Annotated in this window: 13 protein-coding genes and 1 pseudogene; 3 read left to right on the forward strand and 11 right to left on the reverse strand. The window is 73.2% G+C overall.

Features of this window, described 5'->3' with window-relative positions; all coding sequences use genetic code 11:
* Window positions 1-58: 58 nt before the first annotated feature.
* The 11 genes and pseudogenes from PS467_RS04585 to PS467_RS41915 form a co-directional block, all read right to left on the reverse strand.
* Window positions 59-832, reverse strand: coding sequence for a (2Fe-2S)-binding protein (locus tag PS467_RS04585; RefSeq protein ID WP_311034109.1), 774 nt, complete (start codon window positions 830-832; stop codon window positions 59-61).
* Complete coding sequence (gene meaB, locus PS467_RS04590) at window positions 804-1,895, reverse strand: methylmalonyl Co-A mutase-associated GTPase MeaB (RefSeq protein WP_311034110.1); 1,092 nt, start codon at window positions 1,893-1,895, stop codon at window positions 804-806. The genes PS467_RS04585 and meaB overlap by 29 nt, the downstream gene beginning before the upstream one ends.
* Complete coding sequence (gene scpA, locus PS467_RS04595) at window positions 1,895-4,123, reverse strand: methylmalonyl-CoA mutase (protein ID WP_311034111.1); 2,229 nt, start codon at window positions 4,121-4,123, stop codon at window positions 1,895-1,897. The genes meaB and scpA overlap by 1 nt, the downstream gene beginning before the upstream one ends.
* Window positions 4,123-6,006, reverse strand: coding sequence for a methylmalonyl-CoA mutase small subunit (gene mutA / locus PS467_RS04600; protein ID WP_311034112.1), 1,884 nt, complete (start codon window positions 6,004-6,006; stop codon window positions 4,123-4,125). Before mutA ends, scpA begins: the two co-directional genes overlap by 1 nt.
* Window positions 6,007-6,331: 325 nt before the next feature.
* Window positions 6,332-7,561, reverse strand: coding sequence for a cytochrome P450 family protein (locus tag PS467_RS04605; protein ID WP_311034113.1), 1,230 nt, complete (start codon window positions 7,559-7,561; stop codon window positions 6,332-6,334).
* 189 nt (window positions 7,562-7,750) lie between these two features.
* Window positions 7,751-8,935 carry an MAB_1171c family putative transporter gene (locus tag PS467_RS04610; protein ID WP_311034114.1) on the reverse strand — a complete coding sequence of 395 codons (1,185 nt, stop codon included), beginning with the start codon at window positions 8,933-8,935 and terminating at the stop codon, window positions 7,751-7,753.
* Window positions 8,928-9,605 (reverse strand): ImmA/IrrE family metallo-endopeptidase, encoded by a 678-nt coding sequence (locus PS467_RS04615; RefSeq protein ID WP_268970158.1) that lies wholly within the window; start codon window positions 9,603-9,605, stop codon window positions 8,928-8,930. The genes PS467_RS04610 and PS467_RS04615 overlap by 8 nt, the downstream gene beginning before the upstream one ends.
* The gene (locus PS467_RS04620) at window positions 9,592-10,146 is read right to left on the reverse strand and encodes a helix-turn-helix domain-containing protein (protein ID WP_311034115.1); all 555 of its coding nucleotides are present in this window, start codon (window positions 10,144-10,146) and stop codon (window positions 9,592-9,594) included. The genes PS467_RS04615 and PS467_RS04620 overlap by 14 nt, the downstream gene beginning before the upstream one ends.
* Before the next feature lie 280 nt (window positions 10,147-10,426).
* On the reverse strand, window positions 10,427-10,597 hold the full coding sequence (locus tag PS467_RS04625; protein ID WP_268970160.1) for a hypothetical protein: 171 nt from the start codon (window positions 10,595-10,597) through the stop codon (window positions 10,427-10,429).
* A 180-nt stretch (window positions 10,598-10,777) separates the two neighbouring features.
* Window positions 10,778-11,314 carry an aromatic-ring hydroxylase C-terminal domain-containing protein gene (locus tag PS467_RS41910; protein ID WP_349256481.1) on the reverse strand — a complete coding sequence of 179 codons (537 nt, stop codon included), beginning with the start codon at window positions 11,312-11,314 and terminating at the stop codon, window positions 10,778-10,780.
* Window positions 11,300-12,019, reverse strand: a pseudogene (locus tag PS467_RS41915) (FAD-dependent monooxygenase); the annotation flags it as partial. The pseudogene PS467_RS41915 and the gene PS467_RS41910, both read right to left, overlap by 15 nt.
* Window positions 12,020-12,039: 20 nt before the next feature.
* On the opposite strand from PS467_RS41915, the gene PS467_RS04635 reads away from it, so the two are divergent.
* From PS467_RS04635 to PS467_RS04645, 3 genes are all read left to right on the forward strand, one after another.
* On the forward strand, window positions 12,040-12,168 hold the full coding sequence (locus PS467_RS04635) for a hypothetical protein (RefSeq protein WP_311034116.1): 129 nt from the start codon (window positions 12,040-12,042) through the stop codon (window positions 12,166-12,168).
* Between the two features lie 81 nt (window positions 12,169-12,249).
* Window positions 12,250-13,809 (forward strand): bifunctional phosphatase PAP2/diacylglycerol kinase family protein, encoded by a 1,560-nt coding sequence (locus tag PS467_RS04640; protein ID WP_311034117.1) that lies wholly within the window; start codon window positions 12,250-12,252, stop codon window positions 13,807-13,809.
* 97 nt (window positions 13,810-13,906) lie between these two features.
* The gene (locus PS467_RS04645) at window positions 13,907-15,076 is read left to right on the forward strand and encodes a DMT family transporter (protein ID WP_311034118.1); all 1,170 of its coding nucleotides are present in this window, start codon (window positions 13,907-13,909) and stop codon (window positions 15,074-15,076) included.
* Window positions 15,077-15,080 lie beyond the last annotated feature (4 nt).

Genomic DNA, 15,080 nt, shown 5'->3' on the forward strand with positions numbered 1-15,080 from the left:
AACGCCGGGACCGTCCGTCTCACCCCGGCGTCCCGCTCACCCCGGCGTCCCGGGCGCCTCACCGACGCCCCCGCGCCCCGCGCAGTACGCAGTCGCCGCACAGCCCACCGCCCGGCACCCGGTAGTAGAGACAGCAGGTGCGGCGCCGGTAGCCGAGCGGCGCGAAGGGCGTCGGGGGCGTCAGGGTGCCGGTGTCGCGCAGCGGTGGACGGACAAGCTGGGCACGCGCCAGTTCGGTGGCCCGGTCCGCCGCCTCCGGAAGGCCGTGCGTCCGGCACCAGTCGTGCAGCACCCGCAGCGAACCGGCGAGCGCGGAGGCGGCGTTGCCCCAGAGCAGCCGCCCCGAGACCCGGTACGCCCGCTCGACGGCGTGGTGCAGCGGCGTCAGATGGACGTACGCCGCGGTGCCCATCCGACCGGCGAGCCCTCCCGGTTCGCCCATCACCGGCGGCATCGCGCCGGGCCACCACAGATCGTCGGGGGCGGTGCGCTCGGGGTTCCACCACAACCGGTCGGGCCGCAGGTGGGGCACCCGGCCGGAGAGGGCCGCCGGGCCGAGCGCGAGGGACCACATCCGGGCGGCGAGTCCCTGGAAGGCGAGCGAGGCCGCGACCCTCGGCTCCTCGGTGCGCAGGCTCGCGGCGACCGCCTCGACGCGGGCGCGCAGCACCGGCCCGGCGGCGCCCTGGCCGGTCAGCCGGTACGCCTCGCCGATCCGCGCGTACCCCTCCTGGTGTGGCTCGCCGGTGCCGGTGCGCAGGGCGAAGAACGGACCGACCCGCCCCGCCCCGGACAGCGGCGCCTCATCCACCGTCGACCGACGGTCCGCCATCGACCGGCACTGCTCCACCCTCGACCGACGGCCCACCATCGACCGGTGCTCCACCGCCGGCCCGCGCTCCGCCCTCGGCCGACCCCTGGAAAGCCGCCAGCAGCCGGTCCGCCGCCAGCGTGGCCGTCAGTGTGCCGTCGCGGACCTGCTGTTCCAGCCCGGGCCCGAGCCGCCGCACCTCGGGGTGGGCGTGCAGCCGCGCGAGCAGCTGGTCGCGCACCATCGACCAGGTCCAGTCGACCTGCTGGTCGCGCCGCTTGGCGTGCAGCGCGCCGGTGGCGTCCAGCACCCGGCGGTGCTGTTCCAGGCGCTCCCACACCACGTCGAGCCCGGTGGACTCGCGTGCGCTACAGGTGAGCACCGGCGGGTTCCACGGCGCGTCCGGCGGCTGCAACAGCCGTAGCGCGCCCGCGAGTTCGCGGGCCGCCGACTTGGCGTCCCGTGCGTGGGGGCCGTCCGCCTTGTTGATGGTGACCACGTCGGCCAGCTCCAGGACGCCCTTTTTGATGCCCTGGAGCTGATCGCCGGTGCGGGCCAGGGAGAGCAGCAGGAAGGAGTCGACCATATTGGCCACCGCGGTCTCGGACTGGCCCACGCCGACGGTCTCCACCAGCAGCACGTCGTAGCCCGCGGCCTCCATGACGACCATGGACTCGCGGGTGGCCCGTGCCACCCCGCCCAGCGTGCCGGCGCTCGGCGAGGGCCGTACGAACGCGTCGGGGTCGACCGCCAGCCGCTCCATCCGGATCTTGTCGCCCAGGATGGAGCCGCCGGTGCGGGTCGAGGAGGGGTCGACGGCGAGGACCGCGACCTTGTGGCCGGCCCCGGTGAGCATGGTGCCCAGCGCGTCGATGAAGGTGGACTTGCCCACCCCGGGCACCCCGCTGATGCCGATCCGCCGCGCCCCGCCGGTGTGCGGCAGCAGCTCGACCAGCAGCCGCTGGGCGAGGTCGCGGTGGTCGGGCCGGGTGGACTCGACGAGCGTGATCGCGCGGGCGATGTACGCGCGTTTGCCGTCGAGCACACCCTTGGCATACTCCTCGAGGTCGATCGTCCGCGGCATTACAGCTCGTGGCCGAGGTCGGCGGCCAGCTTCCGCACCAGGTCGTGGGCGGCGTCGGGGATGACCGTGCCCGGCAGGAAGACGGCGGCGGCGCCGGCCTCGTGCAGGGTCTGGACGTCCTGTGGCGGGATGACCCCGCCGACCACGATAGTGATGTCCTCGCGCCCCGCCTCGGCCAGTTGCTCGCGCAGCGCGGGCACCAGCGTGAGGTGGCCGGCCGCGAGCGACGACACGCCGACGATGTGCACATCGGCCTCCACCGCCTGCCGGGCGACCTCCTCCGGCGTCTGGAACAGCGGGCCGACGTCGACGTCGAAGCCCAGGTCGGCGAAGGCGGTGGCGATCACCTTCTGGCCGCGGTCGTGCCCGTCCTGGCCCATCTTGGCGACCAGGATGCGGGGGCGGCGGCCCTCCTCGCGCTCGAACGCCTCGACCAGCGCGCGGGTGCGGTCCACACCGGACGACGGTCCGGCCTCGTCTCGATACACACCGGAGATCGTACGGATCTGGCCGGAGTGGCGGCCATAGACCTTCTCCAGCGCGTCGGAGATCTCCCCCACGGTCGCCTTGGCGCGGGCGGCGTCCACGGCCAGCGCCAGCAGATTGCCCTCCAGGCCGCTGCCGGGGCCGGACTCGGCGGCGCGGGTCAGGGCGCGCAGCGCGTCCTGGCAGACCGTCTCGTCGCGCTCGGCGCGCAGCCGCCGCAGCTTCTCGATCTGCTGGGCGCGCACCGCGGAGTTGTCGACCTTGAGGACCTCGATCTGCTCATCGCTGTCGACGCGGTACTTGTTGACCCCGATCACCGGCTGGCGACCGGAGTCGATGCGCGCCTGGGTGCGGGCCGCGGCCTCCTCCACGCGCAGCTTGGGGATGCCCGCGTCGATGGCCTTGGCCATGCCGCCGGCCGCCTCGACCTCCTCGATGTGCTGCCAGGCCCGCCGCGCCAGGTCGTACGTCAGCTTCTCGACGTAGGCGCTGCCGCCCCACGGGTCGATGACCCGGGTGGTGCCCGACTCCTGCTGGAGCAGGATCTGGGTGTTGCGGGCGATCCGCGCGGAGAAGTCGGTGGGCAGCGCGAGCGCCTCGTCGAGGGCGTTGGTGTGCAGCGACTGGGTGTGGCCCTGGGTGGCGGCCATGGCCTCCACGCAGGTGCGCGCCACGTTGTTGTAGACGTCCTGGGCGGTCAGCGACCAGCCGGAGGTCTGCGAATGGGTGCGCAGGCTGAGCGACTTGGGGTTCTTCGGGTCGAACTGCTGCACCAGCTTGGCCCACAGCAGCCGCGCCGCCCGCAGCTTGGCGATCTCCATGAAGAAGTTCATGCCGATCGCCCAGAAGAACGACAGCCGGGGCGCGAAGGCGTCCACGTCCATCCCGGCGTCCAGCCCGGCCCGCAGGTACTCCACACCGTCGGCGAGGGTGTAGGCCAGCTCCAGATCGGCCGTGGCACCCGCTTCCTGGATGTGGTAGCCGGAGATGGAGATGGAGTTGTAGCGCGGCATCCGCTGCGAGGTGAAGGCGAAGATGTCGGAGATGATCCGCATCGACGGCTGCGGGGGATAGATGTAGGTGTTGCGGACCATGAACTCCTTGAGGATGTCGTTCTGAATGGTCCCGGCCAGCTTCTCGGGCGGTACGCCCTGTTCCTCGGCGGCCACGATGTAGAGCGCGAGCACGGGCAGCACCGCGCCGTTCATCGTCATCGACACGCTCATCCGGTCCAGCGGGATGCCGTCGAAGAGCTGCCGCATGTCGTAGATGGAGTCGATGGCCACGCCCGCCATGCCGACGTCACCGGTGACCCGGGGGTGGTCGCTGTCGTAGCCCCGGTGGGTGGGCAGGTCGAAGGCGACCGACAGGCCCTTCTGGCCGGCCGCGAGGTTGCGGCGGTAGAAGGCGTTGGACTCCTCGGCGGTGGAGAAGCCCGCGTACTGCCGGATGGTCCAGGGCTGGTTGACGTACATCGTCGGGTACGGGCCGCGCAGATAGGGCGCGGCGCCGGGGTAGGTGCCCAGGAAGTCGACGCCCTTCAGGTCCTCGGCGGTGTAGAGCGGTTTGACCCCGATGCCCTCGGGGGTGTCCCACACCAGGTCCTCCACGCCCTTGCCCACGCTGTTCTGCAGCGCGGCGGCCCAGTCGCCGGAGCCGGGCACCGGGCCTTCGGCCGGTCCGTCCAGATCGACCGCCGAGAAGTCGGGGATCTTCCCCGGCTCCGCCGGAGCGCCCGCCATCACGCCACCCCCATGGTGTCCAGAGCCGAGGAGAGCACCTCGACCGCGTCGCAGCCCGCGAAGACGTATCCGTCCACGCCGGCCCGCTCGTACTCATCCTGTCGTGTCCCCGGCCGTCCGGCCAGGTAGACCTGTGCCGCACCGGCGGCCTTCAGCCGCTCGGCCACGGCGGCCGCCTCCTGCGCGTACAGCGTGTCGCTGGAGCACAGGCAGGCCACCCGGGCGCCGCTCGCGGTGAACGCCTCGGCGACCGTCTCGGCGGTCACGGTGACCGGTTCGTGGACCGCCTCGATCCCGCCCGCCTGGAAGAGGTTGACGGCGAAGGAGGCGCGGGCGGTGTGCGCGGCGGCGGGGCCCAGCGCGGCCAGGAAGATCCGGGGCCGGGCGCCCTCGGCCGCCAGATGCGCGTCGGAGCGGGTGCGCAGCGCCTCGTACGCCTCGTCGCGGCGCACCCTCGGCAGTCCGCCGCCGGGCGGCTCGGGCGCGGGCTCGCGCTCGACGGGCCGCTCGGCGAGGTTCGGGAACTCGCTGACGCCGGTGATCGGCTCCTTGCGGCGGGCGAGGTCGCGGGTGCGGCGGGCCCAGGTCTCGGCGAGCCGGTCGCGTACCAGCCCGGAGGCGAGGGCCGCGGCCATGCCTCCGGCGCGCTCGATCTCCTGGAACCAGGCCCAGGCGGCGCGGGCGACGTCGTCGGTGAGCTTCTCGACGTACCAGGAGCCGCCGGCCGGGTCGATCACCCGGGCCAGGTGCGCCTCCTCCAGCAGGATCGTGGAGGTGTTGCGGGCGATGCGGCGGGCGAAGTCGTCGGGGAGGCCGAGGGCGCTGTCGAAGGGCAGCACGGTGACCGCGTCGGCGCCGCCGACGCCCGCCGCGAGGCCGGCCACGGTGGTGCGCAGCATGTTCACCCAGGGGTCGCGCCGGGTCATCATCACCGGGGAGGTCACCGCGTGCTGACGCTGGGCGCGCGCCTCGGACGGCGCGCCGCACGCCTGCGCCACGCGCGCCCACAGGCGCCGGGCGGCCCGGAACTTGGCGATGGTGAGGAACTGGTCGGCGGTGGCCGCGTAGCGGAACTCCACCTGGGCGCAGGCGGCCTCGACACTCAGCCCGGACTCGGTGAGGGTGCGCAGATAGGCCACCGCGGCGGCGAGGGAGCAGCCGAGCTCCTGGGCCGCCCCGGCGCCCGCCTCGTGGTACGGCAGCGCGTCCACGGCGAAGGTCCGTACGCCGGGGTGGTCGCGGTCACAGGTCCGCGCGAGGTCGGCCGCGGCGGCCAGCTGCCCGGCCAGGTCGTCGTCGCGTCCGGTGCGGGCCGCCAGCCCCAGCGGATCCGCGCCGAGGTTGCCGAGCGCGGCGCCCGGCGGCACCTCGCGCTCGGCGTAGAGCCGCAGCAGCGCGCGGGCGGCGTCCGCGAACTCGGCTCCCGCGTCGAGGACGACGGGGGCGAGGTCGAGATAGACCCCCTTGAGCGCCTCGGGCAGGGCGGCCACGGGCACCCCGGCCGCGCCGACCGCGAGCCAGACCGAGCCGGCGCCGTTCTCCAGGTCGGCGAGGACCGCCTGGTTGGTGCGGACCGGATCGGGGTGGGCGTGACGCTGCCGTACGTCCCAGCCGGAGAGGGCGGAGCCCTCGGCCCGGCCGCCGCGCACGAAGGGCGCGAAGCCAGGGAATCCGGGGTCCTGGGGGGCGTCCTGTGCGGTGTAGAGCGGGCGGACGGTGATCCCGTCCTCGAGCGCGGTCGCGAGGGCCTCTTCGGCCTCGGCGCCCGCGGCGTCCGAGGTGCCGGTTTTACGCAGCACGCCTTCGACGAGGTGGCGCCATTGGTCGCGCGTCACTTCCGGGAAATCGTCGGCTAGGGAAAGCCCGTCGGGGAGGACCGTCATAGGAGGAGGCTAATGGGATCTTCTCAAGCCACAGCAGAGGTTCAGGCTGTGAGCTTACTCTCGGGACCGGAATGCCAATTCCGTCCGATTAAGCGCCGATAAGGCCAAAAACCCGAGGGGTCTTAGGGGTTGCGCCCCGATACGGCAGGGGTGGGGCGTGAGGGGCACCCTCGGCTCCGCTCGGAAACGGCCGTCGACACGAGGCACATGTCGTGCATACAGCGGCCCGCCCGGTGCGACGGGGGATGCACACCGGGCGGGCTCAAGAACCTTTCTACCCCATCCTCCCGGGGTCACGCATCAAAAACGTGTACGCCTCCCCGGTTCACCAGGCGACAGGGAGCGAGATCAGGCCACGCGCGCGGATGGACGGCCGCCACCGCAGCCGCTCCCTCGGGACGTCCAGCCGCAGCCCCGGGAAACGCCGAAGCAGCGCGGCCAGAGCGGTTTCCGTCTCCATCCGGGCGAGGGGCGCGCCGAGGCAGTAGTGGATGCCGTGACCGAGCGCAAGATGACCTGACCGGCCAAGATGTGGATTGAACACGTCCGGATCCTGGAAATGGGCCGGATCGCGGTGTGCGGAGGCCGTCGAGAGCAGCACGGTCTCCCCGGCCGGGATGGTCACACCGCCGATCTCGATGTCCTCCAGGGGGAAGCGGCGGATCGCCAGCGACGCCGGGCCCTCGTACCGCGCCAGCTCGTCGAAGGCGGCCGGAAGGCCGCCCGGATCCTCGCGCAGCTCCTGGAGGACCTGGGGGTGGTCGAGCAGGGTGAGCACCGAGTTGGCGATGAGATGGACGGTGTTCTCGTAGCCCGCGAGGAGGATGAGGAAGGCGAGCGAGGTCAGTTCGTCCTCGGTGAGCCGGTCGTCACCGTCCCCGGACTCGTCGTCCCGGACCCGGATGAGGTCGGACAGCAGGTCGTCGCCGGGTTCGGCGCGCTTCGTCGCGATGAGCCCGGTGTAGAAGCGGAGCATGCTGCCGACCGCTTCCTTCGCCGCCCCCGGCCGCGCCGGGTCGGGTGTGATCAGGGCGTCGCTCCAGGCCCGGAAGTCGCGCCGGTCCTGTTGCGGTACGCCGAGCAGATCGCAGATGACGATGATGGGCAGCTGTCCGGCGTAGGCGGCCAGCAGGTCCGCACGGCCGTCGGCCTCGATGGCGTCGAGCAGTTCGTCGGCGATCCGCCGGACCGGTTCGCGCATCTTCTCCACACGGCCGGGGGTGAACGCCTTGACCACCAGCCGGCGCACCCGGGTGTGGTCCGGCGGGTCCATGTTGAGCAGGTTGCGGTCCAGGGCGGGCGGCAGGGCGAAGCCGCTGAAGTTGCCCGGGGCGGCGTGCCGCTTGTCCAGGGCGAGGCGCGGATCGGCGAACAGCTGCCGCACGTCCTCGTAACGGGTCACCAGCCAGGCGGGCCGTCCGTCGGTGCCGGCGATCCGGTGGACCGGGCCGGCCTCGCGGAGCGCGGCCAGGGCCGGATAGAGGTCCTCGATCATCGGGGCGGTGTCAACGAGTTCCAGGCCGTCCGTTCCGGCGGCGTTCGCGGTGTTCTGCATGGATCCCGACTCTAGGCGGTGGTCTCTTCCCGGCCTGGACGGACGGAGCGTTCCAGCCCGTCCAGGCGATGTGCGCGGCCGCGCGTCGTGGTGGCCGGGAGGCGGCGCCGGGACTGAATCTCCCCGGCGCCGCCTGTGCCACGGGCGGCCCCGACCCCCGTCCAGGGCCACCTCGTCTGTGATCCCCCCTCACCGCCGCTCGGCGGCGGTCTCCTCCCTCAGTTCCGCCAGCACCTCGTCCACCAGCGGCAGGCGGTAGACGTCGGCGACGCGGGCCAGATGCTCGTGCTCGTCCACCAGTTCGGCCCCTGTCGTCAGCACCACGCTGTCCGCCGCGGACTCCGGTAGGTGTCCGCTTGCTTGGTTCAGCAAACCGCGTCTGAGCGCCGCCGCTTCCACTACGGCAGCAAGTTGCCAATCGTCGAGTCCGGCCGCGCTGGCCTTGACATGCGCGATCTCCATCACGCGGGCCTCCGCGTGACGCCGTATGGCGCGCTGGACGTCCCGGATCTCCGCCATCTGCCGGTTGGCCCGCCACTCCAGATCCGCGAAGGGCCACCAGCCGGTCCAGCGGGAGCGCCCCATGGACACCTCGGGGGCCTGCGCGGTGACCTCCCGCCACAGCGGCCGCAGCCGCCGGAAGCGGCGCCACGCGGCGGCCCGCGGCCCCACGGCGGGGATGGCGAACCCGGCCAGCACCAGGAGGGCCGCGACCGAGGCCGTCAGCGGGGCCACACCGTTGGAGAGCCAGTACAGCTCACGGCCCGCCCAGGAGAAAACAAAACCGATCAGCTTGCAGGCGCAGTACGCCAGGCCCAGCCAGCATCCGGCGGCGAGCACCCGCAATCCACGGGCCAGCCATGAACCGCGCAGGCTGGCGGCATAGCGCGGGCACAGGATGCCCAGTCCCGCCAGACCGGCTCCGAAAATGGCCAAATAGAGCACCAGGAAGAGGACCACACCGGGGGCGTCGGCATACGCGGTGCTGAAGTCGCGGGGGTGTTCCACGGCGTCCGGGCGGCCGACCGCGAAGCCGATGATCGCCACGGTCCAGGCCGCGGTCACGGCGCCGACCACCACGCCGGACCGCATCGCCGACCCCGTCCAGCGCAGCAGGAGCACCAGCGCACCGGTGGCGAACACCACGACGGAGGAGTACAGGAAGACCATGGCGAGGTTGGCGACGCCCACCAGGCGGTCGAACCAGCGGTAGACGCTGGGCGCGGAGAACAGGAACACGTTCGCCACGGACGCGGTCATCACGCAGGCCAGGCCGAGATCGGCGTTGGCGCGGTCGCGGAACCAGGCGCGGGCCTTGTATCCGGCCATCGTCCACGCGGCGATGCCGAAACACAGATACACAAGGTCAAACATCGCTCGTGTCACCCCGTTCACCGGGTAAGCCACCGTCGGTGCGGTCGGCGCCGTCGGCCCGGTCGGTGCGCACATGGCGCAGCGCCGGACCGAGGGCCGCGGCGAGGTCGGCCGCCCGGCCCTGGAGCGGCAGTCCGTGGTCCGGCGAGGTCGGCACCACATGCTCCATCAGCAGGGTGCCCAGCACCTCGGTCTCGCGCTCGGTGAGGTTGTCGTAGCAGTGGTGACGGGCGAAGTCCGGGGTCATCCCCAACCGGCGCATCGCGGTGGTCACATCCACCGACGGCGTCCACATCCGCAGCGCGTCCTCGGTGACCGCCGGGTCCTGCTCGTGTCCGAGCAGCAGATGGCCGATCTCGTGCAGCACGATATGGATCTGGTGCCAGGGGGACGTCCGGAGCTCGTAGAAGATCCAGTAGTCCTCGTCGGTGGAGGCGGTCATGCCCGACACCACACCGCCCAGGCTCATCGGCACCATATGGACGGGGCGTCCGACGCGGCGGGCGACGATGTCGCACAGACCGGGCAGGTCGGTGGAGGCGGGCAGTCCGAGCTCCTTGATGAGCTGTTTGCAGCGCCGCCGTATCCGGCCCATTCTCATGCCCGTACCGCCCTCGTATCCGGTCCGCCGCCAGGAGGTGAACAGTTGCTGCGGGTCACTGCCGGCCATGCGTCGCCCCGTCGTCCGGACCGCCCGAACCGTCCGTCCCCCCGGCGCCGTTGGCCCCGTCCGGCCCGGCCGGTTCGGAGGATTCGGGCGGTTCCGGCGGGAGGTTCATCTGCTGCCGGAACTGGGAGATGATCGTGGTGAGGCTGTCCTGGACCTCTGGCGGGAGGCCCACGGCGCGCAGCGCGATGCTGCGGACCCGCTTGTCGCGCATGGCGACGAGGAACCGTACCTCTTCCTCGACCCGCTCGGCCTGGGAAGGCGACAAGTCGCCCAGCAGATAACCGACGGGCACGGCGAAGAACTTGGCGAGCGCCCGCAGCACGTCCGGGCTGGGGTTGGTGCGCTTGCCGTTGCGCAGCATCGACAGGTACTGCTCGGTGAGGGTCGTCTCGCCGTACTCGTCGCCACCGCTGATCGCCTCGGCCACATGGGCGTTGGTGTACGGGGCGCCCGGCGGGTGCATGGTGGTGAACAGGTAGTTGAGCCGGTCCGCCAGCGGGCTGCCGGCCGCGTCCGGTGACCTGTCGGCACCCACTGCCATCTGCGCCCCCTCACGACTGCTCCCCGGGGTCGAACGCCCTCACGGTTGGTTAAGGCGGACGACATCCCGAGATGCATCCTGTCATGTCCGGCGCGAGGCGACCAGCCCACTCCCGGATCGCGGGGGCGGACGACTTAACTACCAGTTGGTAGCCGAGCCGGGAGGGTGATCCACAAGGCGAGGGAGGCGACCGGGCCGGCGGCCGGGATGTCCGCTTGCTGCCAGCGGCCGCGGCCGGAGAACCGGTGCCCTCCCCGCTCTCAGCGCTCGCGCCGGGCCATCAGTCCACGCTCTGGAGGATGTGCGGCTCGGCGAGGTCGTCCTCGTAGCCGGCCAGGCGAATCGGCGCGGAACGCGCCCACACTTCCAGACTGCCCACCTCCACGGCCCGCACGAACCGCCCGCTGTTATCCGCGTGCGCGTCGTCGCTCTGTGTTTGTTCGGGGGTCACCGCGCACTCCCTCGTGTCGCTGAACCGGATCTGTCGTCAGGTTAACCAGCGCCTGAACGCTCCGCGCGTCGATTCTCAGGGAGTGGACAAGGCGTCGGCGACGGGGCCCCGTTCCTGGTCCGGTGGCCGCGCGCCGACCTCCGTGGTGAGCTGGTACGGACGAGACCCACCGAACTCGTCTCACTGGGTGGACAGGGCGGTGGCCCAGGCGACATGGCCGTCGGGGCGCACCAGGACCGTCCGCCGGCCGGTCCAGCCGTCATGGGCGGTGGTGGGCCGTGCGGTCACCACCCGTAACCGGTCCGGGCCCCCGGCCGTCGCCTCGGCGGCGGCGCGGGCCTCGGCGGCGCCCGGACCGGCGGCCGCTTCGCGCTCCGCGGCGCGCCCGGTGCCGCCGCCGGGGCCGTCACCGGCGGGGTCGACGTGCAGCAGCAGGAAACGCCCGTCGGCCAGCAGCGGGTGGAGGCTGGGCTCGGGCGCCCCGTCCAGTCCCAGGTCGGGCGCGCGGGTACCGGCCAGTGCGTCGCTCTCCGCTGCCCGCCCGGTGGCCGGATAGGCCACGTCCAGCGCGGACAGCTCCCCCGCGAGCTGCCGGTTCACCGCCGGGTGGGTGGCCAGCAGGCGGGAGAACACCGACCGCAGGGCGCGCACGTCGGCCGTGTGCGTGGTGCCGAGCACGGTCTGGGCCTGGGTGTTCTCCAGCAGCGCGGCCCCCACGGGATGGCGTTCGGCGTGGTAGGTGTCCAGCAGTCCGGCGGGGGCGTGGCCCCGGCAGACCGCGGCCGGCTTCCACCCGAGGTTGAAGGCGTCCTGGAGCCCCACGTTCAGGCCCTGGCCGCCCATCGGCATGTGCATATGCGCGGCGTCCCCCGCGAGCAGGGTGCGGCCGTCGCGGTAGCGGGCGGCCTGCCGGGCGGCATTGCCGAACCGGGACAGCCAGCGGGACACCCGCATCCCGAAGTCGGTGCCCGCGACCTGGCGCACATGGCCGCGCAGCTCCTCCAAGGTGAGCGGCCGGTCGGCGGGAACGGTGCGGGAGTCGCCGGTGGAGTCCGCGATGCGATGCCATCCGTCGGACATCCGGACGATCAGGATGCTCCCGTGCTCATTGTCGACGGAGCGGGCCGAGGGCGGCGCGTCGAGCATCACGTCACCGAGGAAACCGGTCACGGTGGCCGAGGTGCCGGGGAAGTCGATACCGCCGGAGGTCCGTACGGTGCTTCCGGGCCCGTCGCAGCCCACCACCCATGCCGCGCGCAGGGTGTACCTCCCGTCGGGGCCCGCCACGTCCACCTCGGCGCCGTCGGCGTCCTGGCGCACCTCCAGCGCCCGGTGCTCCCAGCGGATCTCCCCGCCCAGCGCCCGCAGCCGCTCCTCCAGCAGCTGCTCGGTGCGGAGTTGCGGCAGGACCAGCGTGTACGGGAAGCGGGTGCCTGGAGCAGTTGCTGCGAGCGGCCGCCGACGAGCGCTACCCCTCCGTAGCCGCGGTCGCCCAGCACGTCGGCGACTTCGAGCACCGCTTCCGGCATGGCATCGGCCTGATCATCAGCGGACCGGAAACGACACCCTGACCCGCGGCGGGCCCCGGTCCGTCCGGGCCGGCCGGTGGCCGATGACGCGTGCCGAGGGGCGTTCCGGGATACCCATCACGCATGAGACGCATCAGTGACTTCGACCGCCGGCTGTTCGCGCGGGTCGCGGCGAGCCGGCTTCGCGGGGCCCATCCGCTGCTGCCCCGGCTCAGCCGGGCGGCCGACCACGGCCGGCTGTGGTTCGGCACGGCCGGAGTGCTCGCGACGGTCGGCGGGCGCACCGCGCGGCGGGCCGCGCTGCGCGGGATCGGTTCGCTGGCCGCCGCCTCACTCGTGTCGAACGTCGTGGTCAAGTGGACCGTGGAACGCCAGCGTCCGGTCCTGGACGTGGTGCCCCTGGTGCGCCGGCTCCGCCGGCAGCCGTGGACCAGCTCCTTTCCCTCCGGGCACTCCGCCTCCGCCGCCGCCTTCGCCACCGGGGTGGCCCTGGAGTCGTCGCGGTACGGCCTGCTGGTCGCCCCGCTCGCCGCCGCGGTCGCCGCCTCCCGGGTCTACGTGGGCGTCCACTACCCCAGCGATGTGCTGGCCGGTATCGCGCTCGGCGCCGGTGCCGCCGCGCTGACCTGCCGCTACTGGCCGCCGCGCCCCGAGGCCCCGGCGCAGGCCCGGCCGCGGATCTCGGCGCCCGCCCTGCCCAAGGGCGAGGGGCTGGTGGTCCTGGTCAACCAGCGGGCCGGCGTGGCCACTGCCGCCGGCGGGTTCACGGTGGCCGAGCAGCTGCGGGTGCTGCTGCCCGCCGCGGAGATCCTGGAGTGCGGGCCCGGGGACGACTTCATGGACCTGCTCGGGCAGGCCGCCCGGCGCGCCGCGGACCGGGCCGGGGCGCTCGGCATCTGCGGCGGGGACGGCAGCGTCAACGCGGCGGCGACGATCGCGGCCGAACGCGGACTGCCGCTCGCGGTGTTCCCCGGCGGCACCCTCGACCACTTCGCGCTGGACGTCGGCGTACCGGCCTTCGAGGACACCGCGCACGCCGTGACCGAGGGCGACGCCGTGGCCGTGGACCTGGGCCGCGCCACCCCGCTCGCCGGGGGCGGCGGGACCAGCCAGTTCGTCAACACCTTCAGCCTCGGCTTCTACCCGGAGCTGGTGCGGGTCCGGGAGAGCCTGGAGGGGCGGCTCGGCAAGTGGCCCGCGGCCGCCGTCGCGCTCGCCCGGGTGCTGCGCACCGCGAGCCCCATGGAGATCCAGGTCAACGGGCGGCAGCGGCGGCTGTGGATGCTGTTCGCCGGCAACGGCGTCTACTCCCCCGAGGGGTTCGCGCCCGCCTACCGTCAGCAGCTCGACGACGGGCTGCTCGATGTGCGGGCGATCGACGGGGAGGAGCGGCTGGCCCGCACCCGGCTGCTGATCTCGGCGCTCACCGGCACGCTCGGGCGGTCGCACGTCTACACGACGCGGCGCATGCGCCAACTGCGCCTGTCGGGCCTGGACGGCGTGAACAGCAGGGCGTACGACGGAGAGGTGGCCTCCGACCCCGCGCAGGAGCTGCTCATCGACACATGGCCGGGGGCGCTCACCGTCTACCGCCCCGCCGAGCCGCAGAACGAACTGCTCCAGCGGGCCCGTACGGCCGCCGCGAAGGCCCCCCATCGGTGGAGGGCACTACTACGCAAGTAGTACTCGGAAGTCTGTGCTCAAGGACGACGACGGGGGGACCTCTCACCGTCGAGGATGAGGTCATGGATGACGACCGATCGGCCCAGGGGGCCGCGACGTGACCTCCCTCGCGCTGTCCGTGGTGCTGGCCCTGGCCTCGGCGGTCTGCTACGCCGCCGGAGCCATACTCCAGGAGCATGTCGCGGCAACGACGCCGCGCCTCACGTCCGCTCCGCTGCGGCGCGGGAGCTGGTGGACCGCGGTGACCCTCAACGGGGCCGGTGCGGTCCTCCATGTGATCGCCCTGGCCTACGGCCCGCTGAGCGTGGTGCAACCCCTGGGGGCCCTGACGATCGTCTTCGCCCTGCCGATGGCGGCGCTGTTCGTCCGCCGCCGGGTCGGCGCGTCCGGCTGGCGGGGCGCGCTGCTGGCGACCGTAGGGCTGGCCGGGCTGCTCTCGCTGACCGGCTCCGCGCAGGCCCAGGCGCTGACCGAGCGGGAGGGCGGCTGGCTGATCACGATCACGGTCGCCGTCATCGTGGGGCTGGCCGGGACGGCCCGGTTGCTGCGGTCGCCCGGTTTCCGCGCCGTGCTGCTGGCGGTGGCCGCGGGGACGGCCTTCGGCGTCTCGTCGGTGTGCACCAAGAACGTGGCCGTGGAGTGGACCTGGGACGCGTGGCAGGACGCCCTGCCCGGCCTGGTCATGATCGGGCTGCTGGCCTCCAGCGGGGTGCTGCTGTCCCAGGCGTCGTACCGGGGCGCCGGGCTGGCCTCACCGCTGGCGACGGCCACCGTGGTCAACCCCGTGGTCGCCACCGTCGTCGGCATCGCGGCGCTGGGCGAGCACTTCCGGTACGGCGCACCCGGCGCCCTGCTCGCCGTGCTCGCCGCCCTCGTCGCGAGCACCGGCCTGGTCATGCTGACGGTGCACAACGTCGAGGCGGAGGCCGAGGCCGCAACGGCCGCCGGGGACGCACAGACCGCACCGGCCGGGGCCGTCGCCGCGGCCGTCGAGGGGCCGGACGCCCCCGGACCCGGCGGACCCGGCGGGCCCGACGCGGCCGACGGCAATGGCGGGCCGGAGGCGCCGGAGGGGGCCGCCGGGCCTGGCCCGCAGGAGGGGCTGGCCGGTCCCGCCGGGCCCTCCGAGCCCGGTCCGCCGCTCCGTCTGCCCCACCCGATCCCCCGCCAGGCCACCGGCGAGGACGACCCCGTCCCCCGGCTGCCCGACTGCGGCGAGGCCGTACTGCGGGCGCACGCCCAGGCGCCCCGCATCCTCACGCGATGAGCGG

Source organism: Streptomyces luomodiensis, assembly GCF_031679605.1.
In the GTDB taxonomy this organism is placed as follows: domain Bacteria; phylum Actinomycetota; class Actinomycetes; order Streptomycetales; family Streptomycetaceae; genus Streptomyces; species Streptomyces luomodiensis.